Here is a 12087-nt window from a genome sequence, read left to right on the forward strand (position 1 = left end):
TTCCCGTTAGTTAGGCAAAGCTGTAACTGACATGTTCCGGACGGAGGCATTATTGGACGACACTCACAATGGCCGCATGACGAAAGAAGGCATCCGCATTCATGAGCCGGCAGCTTTTGCCGGAATGCACAAGGCCGGACAACTTGCCGCCAGAATACTGGATGATATTGCCGCGCATATCTTTCCGGGGCAAACTACCGGAAAACTGGACGCAATCATCACCGAAATGGTGAATGCAGCCGGCGCCACATCTGCGACAATCGGGTATCGGGGCTATCAGCACGCCAGTTGCATTTCGGTGAACCATGTCGTCTGTCACGGCATTCCCGGCGCCCCCATCCCCATGAGCAAGGATGAAACAATTTCCCGTGATCCGGAGAAACGTCGCAGCGATGATGTGCTGAAAGACGGCGATATTCTGAATATCGATGTCACGGTTATTGTCGATGGCTGGTTCGGGGACACCTCGCGTATGTATGTGGCGGGCAAATTGCCCCGTCGAGCGGAGCGGCTGATTCAGGTGACATATGACGCGCTGATGCTGGGCATAGAAGCAGTGCGGCCGGGAAATACCTTTGGTGATATCGGACATGCCATTCAATCCTATGCCGAAAGTCAACGCATGGCGGTTGTGCGCGATTTCTGCGGGCATGGGTTGGGCCGGGTATTTCATTCACCGCCCAATGTCCTTCATTACGGGCGCGCGGGCACTGGCCCCAGACTGGAAGAAGGCATGTTCTTCACCATTGAACCGATGGTCAATCTGGGGCGCGCAGAAACGCAGGTTCTGATGGATGACTGGACCGCTGTGACCCGCGACAAGATGTTGTCAGCGCAATTTGAACATTCCATCGGTGTCACCGCAAGCGGGTTCGAGATTTTCACCCTGTCGCCTGCGGGCCGTTTTCATCCGACTTGGGGTTAGGCCCCGGCGTGACTGTAATGCGCCGGTCAATCATAGCATTCAGCACACCACCCAGCAGGACCACATAGGCCGACAGGTAGAACCACATCAATAGCGCAACCACCGCACCGAGAGAGCCATAAACCTCGTTGTAGCGGCCAAAATTGGACAGGAAATAGGAAAAACCCACGGATACGATGATCCACAGAACCATGGCCAATGCCAGACCGGGCCGGATGCTGGCCCGGCCGTTCCGTTCGCGCACCGGACCTATCCGGTAAAAGACCCATAACCACAACGCGACCAGTCCGAATGTCACCGACCAGCGCGCCGTTTCAACCAACAAGGCACTTAGCCCGGCCAGCGGGAAAAACGCCAGTATCACCGGCAACACCAGAAGCGCCAGCAAGGCAACCACGCCTGCCAGCACCATGCCTAGCGTAATGACCGCCACCGCCAACAGGTGTCTCCCACCCGACCGCCGCTGACTGCCATAGATCGCGTTTATTCCCCGCAGCATGGCATCCACCCCCTGCCGGGCCAGAAACAAGGCCGTCAGCGTGGACAGCAGCCCGGCCCAGCCCAATGTCCCGTCATTGGACCACACCAGCCGCATGATCTGGTTTTCCAGCAAGGTAAATGCTGCAGGCGGCACCAGTTCCTGCAGCAGCGACAACTGACGTTGCAGGGCAAGCGGATCCGCAAAAACCCCGAACAGCGAAATAAACGCCGCAATTGCCGGAAACACCGCCAGCAATGTAAAGAATGCAACACCTGCAGATATCAGGCCGATATTGCGGTCCGACATGATTGCATAAAAATCAGCGAGAAACCGGTAGATTTTTTTTGCGTGATCAAACACTGCAATCAGATGGCCAGATCATCAAGGCTTTTGCCTGCACCCAATGCCGCCACAACCCAGCGCGGCTTGCGCCCGCGACCGGTCCATGTTTCCGAAGGGTTGGCAGGATTGGCGTATTTCGGTTCCACAGGCTTACGGGTTTTCACAACACCTTCATCCAGAAGTTGTGCAAGGGTAAAGCCCCGCTCTTTTGCAACGGCTTCCAGTTCCGCAAGTGCCGCCTTGCGTTCGCGGTCGTGGAAATTGTCGATCGCTTTCGCGACATCCTTCTGCAGTTTTTTCAGTTCAGCAAGCGAAAGTGTATTCAAGTCAAGCATGATGCTCTCCGCATATTTGTTCAGCGTCAGTCCTGCACCAAAACATAATACTTGGCAAGTCATTTGAAATTACTGCGCGGACATCCAAGAATGCCATTTTGACAAAATATAGCGACTTGTCATCAGATCAAGATGCGCGCCACCGCCATTTTTACAAATGGTAATAGTATCTTCGGACGGGCGTTTGAATGAACCATCAGGAATATCATAATAATCCGCCAGAATATCATCGCGTGAAATAACACCACGGGCCAGCGGGTCTTTCAATTCCCCTATATGGTCCAGCGTCGTATCCCGGCTGTCAACAAACAGCGCCGCGCGCTGTAATGCCGTGTCATCCACTTCACGCATATCAGGGCGATAGGCCCCGATCAGGTCCAGATGCTGCCCCGGTTGCAGCCAGTCACCACGAATAACGGGTGTCGTACTCATGGTGGCGGTGCAGATGATGTCAGCCTGCGCAACCGCTTGTTCCAGATTTTCGGTGGCAACTGCGCCGGATAAATCCGCGGCCAGCGCTGCGGCGGATGCGTGGCTGCGACTCCATATCGTGAATTCCGCATCAGGGAAAATCGCACGATAGGCAGAATGCATGCTGCGCGCTACCGCCCCCGCACCCACAAGGGTAATATGGCGGCTTTCGGGACGCGCCAGCAAGCGCGCCGACAACAGGCTGTCACCGGCGGTTTTCCATTTGGTGACCAGATGAAAATCGACCAGCGCCTGAAGTGTGCCGTCATTGTCAGAATAAAGCGACACGCCGCCATTCACCGATGGCAGGCCCCGTGACGGGTTTCCGGGAAAAATTGTTGCGGTTTTCACTAGCGATCCCAGCCCGTCAATCCATGCGGCGCGCGACAGTATTGTGTCATCCCCGCGATATAGAAAACTGTCCGCAATTTCCGCCCTTGGCAGGCGGTGCCCCTGTTCAAACGCGACGATCAGGTCGCGCCAGTCCAGTTCTGGTTCAATATCCGCGGAAATGATCGGAAATGTCATCCTGTCCCGCCTTTATCCGTCAACTGGGCAAACCAAGCTGCACAAGCGAATCTTTCAGGCCACCGGGGGACCGGAACACATGCCCCGCCCAGCCGCGCGTAACGGCGGCTTCAATATTTTCCGCGCGGTCATCAATAAAGAACAGATTCTCCGGCGCTACGCCGGTTTCATCTTCGAGTATCTCGTATATGCGGGTTTCGGGTTTCATCACGCCAAGACGCCCGGAAATAAACGCCCGGTCGAATTCATGCAGAAATTCATATTTATTCTGTGCCATGGTGAATGTATCATCGCCGAAATTTGACAATGCGTAAACCGGCACGGATTGGGCACGCAAATTGCGCAACATCTGCACGGATGGCGCGATAACCGGCGCGATCATATCAATCCAGCGATCATGCCAGATCATGATTTCGGTTTCCCATTCCGGATGGAATTCAATCATGCCCAGAACTGTGTCGTGAAACCGTGCGCCCCGGTCGATGCGGGCATTCATGCCGTCAAGGTCGACGGCGGCAAACAATGCCTTGCGGCGGTCCTGCCCGATAAGGGAATCATAAAACTGTTCCGGGTTCCAACCGATCAGGACATTGCCGATATCAAACACGACGGCGTGAATATCTCGTGTCATTTGGCCAGCGCCTTCGCATGAAAGGCGATATGCTCGCCAATGAAGCTGGACACAAAGAAATAGCTGTGGTCATACCCTGCCTGCATCCGGAATGTGCCGGACTGGCGGCGGGCGGCCATGGCGTGGGCCAGCGCCTCGGGACGCAGCAGATCAAGGAACTGGTCCGACGCACCCTGATCTATCAGCAGATCCCCCCGGAAACCGTGTTCCAGCATCAGCAGGCTGGAATCATGCGCCGCCCAGGTGCCTTCATCTGCACCCAGATAGGCCGTGAACTGCTTGCGGCCCCAGTCACTGGCCGTTGGGTTGGCGATGGGCGCAAAGGCCGATACGGAGGCAAACCGACCAGGCAATTGCATGGCCATGCTCAGCGCGCCATGCCCGCCCATGGAATGGCCGGTAATGGCCTGGCGGTCTTCTTCCAGCGCGAAACCGGCCATCAGAACACGCGGCAATTCGTCGGTAATGTAGTCCCACATGCGGTAGTTCTTCGCCCATGGATCCCGGGTCGCATTCACATAAAACCCGGCACCCTGCCCCAGATCGAAGGCATCATCATCGGCAACCCCGTCCCCGCGCGGCGATGTGTCGGGGAATACCAGTGCCAGACCATGCGCGGCAGCATGCGCCTGCGCCCCCGCCTTGGTCATGGCGTTTTCATGGGTGCAGGTCAGGCCCGACAGATACCACAGCACCGGCACAGGGTGCCGCCGCGCTTCGGCAGGCAGGAACAGCCCGAAGGTCATGTCGCATCCCAATACCGCCGATGCATGACGATACACACCCTGCACGCCCCCGAAACACGCGTTTTCAGAAATCGTTTCCATTGCTTACTCCGTCCAGTTTGGCTGCACTGTGTCAGAAGCCGGTGACCCATGCAATCACCACCGGCAGGGTCGCGATACTGACCAGCGTTGAGACCAGAATCGTCGCTGAAACCCGCGCGGGACCGGCCTGATAGTGCTGTGCAAGGATGAAGACATTGCCTGCGACCGGCAGTGCCGCAGCAGCAATCAGCACGCCTGCAACATAGGGGTCGACCGCGAACAGACCCAGCGCAGCCACGGCCACGGCAACCGGGTGCAGGAACAGTTTTGCAAAGGTCAGCCATGAAACGATCCGCAACCGTTCCACCTTCTTGTCGGCAAGCGATGCCCCGATCGCAAACAGCGCACAAGGGGTCGCCGCGGCCCCCAGAAGGGTCAGGAAATCATTGACGGGCATCGGCACCTGCCAACCCGTAGCCGACCATGTCAGCCCCAGCACCATGGCCATCACCATCGGATTGCGCACCACCGCGCCGAGCAGGCGTGCAGGCAATGTCCGGTCCACACGCCCACCGCGCGCCAATGTTATCAGCACCGTAAACAGCGAGGAAAAAATAATCATGTCGATGGTCAGCACCAGCAGCACGGTCTTGACCGATGCATCCCCCAGCAGCACCACCAGCATTGGTACCCCCAGAAACCCGGTATTGCCGATAATTGCGCAATGGGCCTCTATTGTCGCGGTATCAAGTTTGGCACGCCGCGCGAACGCCACCAGCATGACCAACCCATAGACAACTGCGCAGGCCAGCAGATATGCCCCCGCTGCACGCATATCAAGCAAGTCAGCCAGGCTCAGATTGGCAGAAAACCCAAATAACATGGCCGACAGCGCGAAGTAGAAAACAAATTTCGTCAGATAGGCCGTCGCCTGTGGTGGAAAGAATCCCGACCGGCCCGCACCGAACCCAAGGCCTATCAGGGCAAAGAATGGCAGGGTTTTAAGAAATATTTCGACCATCTTGACCCAGATTTAACATGTGAAGCGACATATCGGCATATTGTGCGCTTTCCTTGCTGATTTCCAGACACTATCCTATAGGTCACAGGGGGATATCAGAACAGTGACAACACAGAAAATCAGGCAGGGTCGCAAATTCAGGCAGGTTCTGGACGGCGCGCGGCAGGTTTTTGTCGAAATGGGCTATGAACGCGCGAATGTTGATGAAATTGCCCGCGTCGCGGGCGTATCGAAGGCCACGCTTTACAGCTATTTCCCGGACAAGCGGCAGCTTTTTTCCGAAGTGTATCAGACCGAAATCCTGAACCTGGCCGATGGGGCGCTGGAACTGCTTTCCCCCGATGCGCCACCCGAACAGGCATTGCGTGGTGCGGCGAAACGACTGATCGGCTATCTGATGTCGGATTTCGGCATCGCCATGTTCCGGATCTGCGTTACTGAAACGCCGCGATTTCCCGAAATCGGGCAGGCATTTTATGAAAACGGGCCGGAACTGGGGCGGGCACGGCTTGGGGCCTATTTCCGGCAGGCCGTAGCACGCGGCACGCTGGTCATTGATGATATCGACCTTGCGGCCGACCAGTTCTTTCAATTGTGCCAGACCACCATTTGCGACCGAATGCTGTGCGGTGTGCAGACCAAATTTTCGGATGACGATATCGCGCGCGTTGCCGAAGGGGCGGTCGATATGTTTCTGGCCCGCTACGCCGCGACGCCCTGACAGGGCTTGCGGCGGGGTGTGCCCGCAGGTATCGATGGCTTCCCCCGGTCCAGAACTGTTCAGGAGTGTCATGACTGCCCCCCAGATCACCGCCCGCATCGCTGCTGATGTAAATGCCCGCCCCCAACAGGTGCTGGCCGCCATTTCACTGCTGGACGAAGGTGCGACAGTTCCCTTCATTGCCCGCTACCGCAAGGAAGCTACGGGCGGACTGGATGATACGCAATTGCGCCTGCTGGCGGAACGTCTGACCTATCTGCGGGAATTGGAAGACCGGCGCGCGGCGATTGTGAAATCCATATCGGAACAGGGCAAGCTGAGCGATGATCTGGCGCGCGCACTTGCGGGGGCAGATACCAAGGCCACGCTGGAAGACCTGTATCTGCCCTTTAAACCAAAGCGCCGTACCAAGGCCATGATCGCGCGTGAAAACGGGCTGGAACCCTTGCTGGATGCCATCCTGACCGAACGGCGCGACCCGCAGGCGCTGGCGGCAGGCTATATCACTGACGCAGTTCCCGACACCAAAGTCGCGCTGACCGGCGCGCGCGACATTCTGGCCGAACGCCTGTCAGAAGATGCGACATTGCTGGGCCGCTTGCGGGACCATATGCGCGCATCCGGCACCATTTCCGCCAGTCTGGCCGATGGAAAGGAAACCGAAGGCGCGAAATTCAGCGACTATTTCGCACATTCGGAAGCGCTGAAAACCTGTCCAAGCCACCGCGCCCTTGCCATGCTGCGCGGGCGCAATGAAGGCATCCTGCATCTGGACCTGACGCTTGAAGATGCCACACCGGTTGAACGAATGGTGCGCGCGACGATCGGCATTGGTGGCGCGGCCGGGGCTGCCGATGAATGGCTTGCAGCCGCCTGTGACTGGACATGGCGCATCAAGCTGAAACTGTCCCTGACGATTGACCTGATGGCAGAATTGCGCGAACGCGCCGAAGAAGAGGCCATTCGTGTATTCGCCCGCAACCTGCATGATCTGTTGCTGGCCGCCCCTGCGGGCAATCGCGTGACACTGGGCATCGATCCGGGCATCCGCACCGGCTGCAAGGTGGCGGTGGTGGACGGGACCGGCAAGCTGCTCGACACTGCAACCATCTATCCGTTTCAGCCCAAGAACGACCTGCGCGGCGCGCAGGCCACGCTGGCCGCGCTGATTGCGCGCCACAAGGTGGCGCTGATCGCCATCGGCAATGGCACCGCCAGCCGCGAAAGCGAACGTATGGTCGCGGATTTGTTGGCGCAGCTTCCCGGCAGTGCGAAACCCATGAAGGTTGTTGTGTCGGAAGCGGGTGCATCGGTCTATTCGGCCTCGGCACTGGCTTCAGCAGAATTTCCGGATCTGGATGTCAGTCTGCGCGGCGCGGTGTCCATCGCGCGCCGCCTGCAGGACCCGCTGGCCGAACTGGTCAAGATTGACCCCAAAAGCATTGGTGTCGGCCAGTATCAGCATGATGTGAACCAGTCCCGCCTTGCGCGGATGCTGGATGCCGTGGTCGAAGACGCAGTGAACGCGGTTGGCGTGGACCTGAATATGGCGTCCTCGCCGCTTCTGGCGCGGGTTTCCGGGCTGGGGCAAACACTGGCCGAAGCGATTGTTGCACATCGCGACGCAACCGGCCCGTTCAAGACCCGCAAGGAGTTGCTGAAGGTCGCGCGACTTGGGCCGAAAGCGTTTGAGCAGGCAGCAGGATTTCTGCGCATAAGGGACGGCGCAGAACCACTGGATGCATCCTCCGTTCACCCCGAAGCCTATGCGCTGGCGCGGCGCATCGTCACGGCAACCGGCAAGGATCTGGCGGCGTTGATGGCCGCACCTTCGGTCCTTCGGTCACTGGAACCTGCGGATTTTGTCGATGACACCTTCGGCCTGCCAACTGTGCGCGACATTCTGGCCGAACTGGAAAAGCCCGGCCGCGACCCGCGACCCGAATTCAAGACCGCCAATTTCGCCGAGGGGATCGAGTCGATCACCGATTTGCGCCCCGGCATGTCGCTGGAAGGCACAGTCACCAATGTCGCGGCCTTCGGGGCGTTTGTCGATATTGGGGTGCATCAGGACGGGTTGGTGCATGTCAGCCAGCTGGCCGACCGGTTCGTAAAAGACCCGCATGAGGTAGTGAAAACCGGCGATGTGGTGCGCGTGCGCGTGGTTGAAGTTGATGTGCCGCGCAAACGTATTGGGCTGAGCATGCGCAAGGATGGGGGCTCGGATACCGCCGCCCCGCGTGAAACGCGCGCGCAATCCGCCAAGGCCAGACCCGCCGCCAAAGCGGGTGCGGGCAAAGCGGGTGCGAAAACGCCCCCTGCCGCAGAACAGATGGGCGGGCTTGGTGCCGCACTTCAGGCGGCGATGAAGAAACGCTGATACGGGCTGGAATCAGCCTGAACCGGATGTGGGGGTGCATCAAGCCCGCGCCACCGGCGGGCCGGGGTCTTCTGGTCCCCGGTGGAAGAAGTTCACTTTATCCAGGCGGCATAACTCCGGCATTCAAGGGCTGAATTAGCACCAGCGAAACCCGCAGGCCGCGGGACGGCCCGCCGATGGCGCGGCGGCCTTGCGGCCTTGTTCCGCACCTTGCGCATACTCAACATCCACTTCAGACCAATATCAAACCCGCCCCAAGGCTTCACCAGCCAGCGCGCCGCGCGAAAGCATCCTGTGCCGCAATCACGACACGCCCTTGCTACCGGCCACACGACGCAATGCGCGTTCCAGCGCATCCAGAAAACGTGATCGGTCTGCCTTGGTGAACCCGCGCCCGCCGCCTTGCATGAAAGGGTTGGCGGCACGCAGATCCGCCATCAGATCGCGCGTGGCAAGGATATTGCCGATATTCGCACTGCTTAGCGCGTCGCCATTATGCTTCAGAACTTGCGCACCAGCCTCAACGCATTTCGCGGCCAACGGAATGTCGCCCGTGATCACCACATCGCCCGGCCCTGCACGTTCCGCAATCCATTTGTCTGCCTCGTCGGGGCCATCGGGTACGATGACCGTATCAATCAGTGGGTTTTCAGACGGCCTGATCCCGCCATTCGACACAATCACCATCCGCGTGCTGTGCCTTGTGCCGACGCGTTCGATTTCGGCCTTCACCGGGCAGGCATCCGCATCCACATAGATCGTCATTAGTAGTGGTCCTTTCGCGGCGTGATCTTCGGGCTGCTGCGGTATTTCCAAGACCACGCAGGGCACATCATAAAACAAACCGGGACGCATGCACCAGAGATGGGAAAACCCCCGCCGCTTGCGCGCCGGGGAGAGGGTGGTTCTGTCTGGATGCCACGCGCCGGTGGGCCGCGTTCCATAAGTTCAGAACCCGCACCTGCCTTGGGCAACCTGCCCTATCGCTTATTGCTGCGGGGTCCGCCCGGTCGCGGCGCGCTGCCTGCGGGCTTGCGTGGTTTGCCGGGTTTGGCCATTCCGGGTGGGGTGAACCGCCGGGAGCTGTCACGCGCATCCGCGCCTGCTTCGGCCGCACGGCCTTTGGGTTTGGCGCCTGGTTTTTGCCAGGGCTTGCCAGCGGCTTTTGATGCAGGGTCATGCCGTTCGGGTTTTGCCTTACTCCGAGGCGCGTCGGCCCTGTCCGGGCGCGCTGCGCCTGCCCCTTTGGGCGCGTAGGCAGGTTTTGCCATCTCCGGTTTTGGCGATTTCGACTTGTGGCGCGGCTTACGTTCCCCCTCCGGCGCGGCACCAGTGGTCGAGGCGTCACCATAGGTGGGTTTGGGCCTGTCCCCTTGCGATGTTGCTGCACGTTCGTGGCCCACAAGCCCCGTTTCGCGCGGCTTCGGTCTGGGCGCCCCCCCCCTGTCGCGGTCATCGCGTGGTTTCGGTTTTGGCGCAAAGCTCCGCTCGCGGTCGTCACGTGGTTTTCCCGCACCCTCCCGTGACCTGCCACCGGACGAATGCAAATCCGGCGCACCGTCCACGGCCCGCGCGGAAATTCCTTCTTCCAGAACCCCGTCCGGACCAAGACCCGTCAGAAAACCTGCGGCACTGCTTTCGGCAAGTTCGACAAAGGTTTCCTTGTCCTGCACGCGGATCGCACCAATAGCGGATTTTTCCAGATTGCCCGCACGGCACAGCAATGGCAGCAACCAGCGCGCCTCTGCACGGTCCTCACGCCCCACGGACAACGCAAACCACCGGCTCGGCCCGAATTCGCGGTGTTCGCGCGCTGCGGGCTTTGCATCAGGGGACCGCAATTCTTCTGGCGCGGCATGGCGGGACTGGAACAGCCGCAGATAGGCCGCCGCAATCACATCAGGCGCATGCAGTGCCAGCAGCTTCTGTGCGAAAGCGGCCTGTTCTTCGGTCACAGGATCAGTCCATACCTGATCGGACAACAAGCGTTCTTCATCCTTGCGCAAGACGTCATCAACCGAAGGGGCAACTGTCCATTCCGCGCTGATCTTGGCCCATTTCAGCAGGCGTTCGGCCTTGCCCACTGCCTTGGGTGGCACAATCAACGCCGAAATGCCCTTGCGACCTGCACGGCCGGTTCTGCCCGAACGGTGCAACAGGCTTTCGGTATTGGTCGGCAAATCGGCATGGATCACCAGATTCAGGTTCGGCAGATCGATCCCGCGTGCGGCAACATCTGTTGCCACACAAACCCGCGCACGACCGTCACGCATGGCCTGCAACGCATGGGTACGTTCTGTCTGGCTCAATTCGCCCGATAGGCTGACAGTCGCAAGCCCACGGTTGAGCAACCGCGCACTCAGATGATTGACCGCTGCACGCGTGTTGGCAAAAACGATAGCGCTCTGATCTTCGTGAAACCGCAGCAGATTAAATATCGCATGCTCGCTGTCAGAGGCCGAAACACGCAGCGCCTGATAGGAAATATCGGCATGCTGATCACCGCCGCCAAGGGTGTTTATGCGCATTGCATCGCGCTGATACTGCTTGGCCAGCTTGGCAATCATCGGTGACACGGTCGCCGAAAACATCAATGTGCGCCGTTCCGCCGGTGCCTGCCCCAGCATAAATTCCAGATCTTCGCGAAAGCCCAGATCAAGCATTTCGTCGGCTTCATCCAGGACAATTGCCTGCACTTCGCCAAGGTCCAGCGACCTGCGTTCGATATGGTCGCGCAAACGCCCCGGCGTGCCGACAACAATATGTGCGCCGCGGTCCAGCGCGCGGCGTTCCGCCCGGATATCCATGCCGCCCACGCAGGACGTAACAACTGCGCCGGTGCGCGCATAAAGCCATGTCAACTCGCGCATCACCTGAAAGGCAAGTTCGCGGGTGGGTGCCACCACAAGCGCCAGCGGCAATGCCGCCGGTCCGAATTGTTGCGCGTCGCCCAGCAGCGTTGGCGCGATGGCCAGACCAAAGCCAACGGTCTTGCCCGACCCGGTCTGCGCCGAGACCAGAAGGTCCGCAGACGCGACATCAGATGCGGTCACCGCTTGTTGCACTGGGGTAAGAATGTCGAAACCGCGCTCTGCGAGCGCCTCGGACAGGGGAGAGATCATAGCAGGAAAGTTCCATGGATAGCGGCGCATCGCGCCGGGGGCGGTCGCCGGAGCGACACTAGACCAGCGCACATAACCGGAAACGCGGGAAAAGTATATGCCCGAATCAGCTGAATGAATCCGAATTTCACGCCCGACCGGTTCAATGCCGGGAAACCTGATGCTTGAGCGGGATCAGGCGCGTGATGTAGCTGTCGCGCGGTCTGGGGTGTTATCCCATGGCGTAGCCTGCGCCGCGGACGGTGCGGATGGGGTCGGGGCCGCCGGTGGTGCATAATGTCTTGCGCAGCCTTCCCACATGCACATCCACAGTGCGCGTGTCGATATAGATGTCGCGCCCCCAGACGCGGTCCAGAAGCGCCT

12 protein-coding genes are annotated in these 12087 nt (G+C 59.4%); 3 read left to right on the forward strand and 9 right to left on the reverse strand.

The window, feature by feature from the left end; translation table 11 throughout:
* The first annotated feature begins 76 nt into the window (after window positions 1-76).
* Window positions 77-925, forward strand: a complete 849-nt coding sequence (map, locus tag PUT78_RS08290) for a type I methionyl aminopeptidase (protein ID WP_420793480.1) — start codon at window positions 77-79, stop codon at window positions 923-925.
* Here map and PUT78_RS08295 read toward each other — a convergent pair.
* From PUT78_RS08295 to PUT78_RS08320, 6 genes are all read right to left on the reverse strand, one after another.
* Window positions 882-1712: a YihY/virulence factor BrkB family protein gene (locus PUT78_RS08295; protein WP_274351784.1), complete on the reverse strand. Its 831-nt coding sequence runs from the start codon at window positions 1710-1712 to the stop codon at window positions 882-884. The genes map and PUT78_RS08295 overlap by 44 nt on opposite strands.
* A gap of 59 nt (window positions 1713-1771) precedes the next feature.
* Entirely contained in the window at window positions 1772-2083 is a 312-nt protein-coding gene (locus tag PUT78_RS08300; protein WP_274351785.1) for an H-NS histone family protein, read from the reverse strand.
* Window positions 2084-2152: 69 nt separating this feature from the next.
* On the reverse strand, window positions 2153-3082 hold the full coding sequence (locus PUT78_RS08305) for an ornithine cyclodeaminase family protein (protein ID WP_274351786.1): 930 nt from the start codon (window positions 3080-3082) through the stop codon (window positions 2153-2155).
* Window positions 3083-3101: 19 nt separating this feature from the next.
* Window positions 3102-3713 (reverse strand): HAD family hydrolase, encoded by a 612-nt coding sequence (locus tag PUT78_RS08310; protein ID WP_274351787.1) that lies wholly within the window; start codon window positions 3711-3713, stop codon window positions 3102-3104.
* Window positions 3710-4540 carry an S-formylglutathione hydrolase gene (fghA, locus tag PUT78_RS08315; protein WP_274351788.1) on the reverse strand — a complete coding sequence of 277 codons (831 nt, stop codon included), beginning with the start codon at window positions 4538-4540 and terminating at the stop codon, window positions 3710-3712. Before fghA ends, PUT78_RS08310 begins: the two co-directional genes overlap by 4 nt.
* 31 nt (window positions 4541-4571) lie before the next feature.
* Window positions 4572-5501 (reverse strand): AEC family transporter, encoded by a 930-nt coding sequence (locus PUT78_RS08320; RefSeq protein ID WP_274351789.1) that lies wholly within the window; start codon window positions 5499-5501, stop codon window positions 4572-4574.
* A 103-nt stretch (window positions 5502-5604) separates the two neighbouring features.
* Here PUT78_RS08320 and PUT78_RS08325 point away from each other — a divergent pair, with 103 nt between their 5' ends.
* Together PUT78_RS08325 and PUT78_RS08330 are read left to right on the forward strand one after the other, a co-directional pair.
* On the forward strand, window positions 5605-6222 hold the full coding sequence (locus tag PUT78_RS08325) for a TetR/AcrR family transcriptional regulator (protein WP_274351790.1): 618 nt from the start codon (window positions 5605-5607) through the stop codon (window positions 6220-6222).
* 70 nt (window positions 6223-6292) lie between these two features.
* Entirely contained in the window at window positions 6293-8602 is a 2310-nt protein-coding gene (locus PUT78_RS08330) for a Tex family protein (protein ID WP_274351791.1), read from the forward strand.
* Window positions 8603-8905: 303 nt separating this feature from the next.
* Here PUT78_RS08330 and PUT78_RS08335 read toward each other — a convergent pair whose 3' ends face one another.
* The 3 genes from PUT78_RS08335 to PUT78_RS08345 all read right to left on the reverse strand — a co-directional run.
* Window positions 8906-9367, reverse strand: coding sequence for a YaiI/YqxD family protein (locus tag PUT78_RS08335; RefSeq protein ID WP_274351792.1), 462 nt, complete (start codon window positions 9365-9367; stop codon window positions 8906-8908).
* Window positions 9368-9582: 215 nt separating this feature from the next.
* Complete coding sequence (locus tag PUT78_RS08340) at window positions 9583-11724, reverse strand: DEAD/DEAH box helicase (protein WP_274351793.1); 2142 nt, start codon at window positions 11722-11724, stop codon at window positions 9583-9585.
* Between the two features lie 211 nt (window positions 11725-11935).
* The coding region (locus PUT78_RS08345) for a winged helix-turn-helix domain-containing protein (protein ID WP_274351801.1) at window positions 11936-12087 on the reverse strand (152 nt) is incomplete at its 5' end.

The organism is Roseinatronobacter alkalisoli (genome assembly GCF_028745735.1).
Classification (GTDB): domain Bacteria; phylum Pseudomonadota; class Alphaproteobacteria; order Rhodobacterales; family Rhodobacteraceae; genus Roseinatronobacter; species Roseinatronobacter alkalisoli.